At 56.1% G+C, this 237-nt stretch carries 1 protein-coding gene; it reads right to left on the bottom strand.

Annotated elements, in window-relative coordinates; translation table 11 throughout:
• Positions 1-237, bottom strand: a 237-nt coding sequence (locus tag KZZ07_RS27430; protein WP_219520210.1) for a hypothetical protein, incomplete at both ends; no start/stop codon positions are given.

The following is a 237-nucleotide window of genomic DNA, read 5'->3' as shown; positions in this document are numbered from 1 at the left end:
CGGCAGCTTCGCGAGCGGCTGCAGGACAAGCGTCAATATCTCGGACTTGTAGGTGAATTGCCCACGGGTAAAGCTGTACCGCACGGTGATTTTATTGCCGTTGGGGCGCACGCCCTTGGAAATCACCTCAGGCGGGATAGTGGCATTGACCTTGTTGGTCTTCGGGTCACCCGCCACTTGCACCACAATACTGCTGACCCCATACGCTCCCAACCACTCGACAAAAATCTGGTCATC

The sequence above is a fragment of the Mameliella sp. CS4 genome, assembly GCF_019392335.1.
Taxonomy (GTDB): domain Bacteria; phylum Pseudomonadota; class Alphaproteobacteria; order Rhodobacterales; family Rhodobacteraceae; genus Antarctobacter.
The sequence above is the reverse complement of the archived record's forward strand: the minus strand, read 5'-3'. Positions and strand labels throughout refer to the sequence as shown.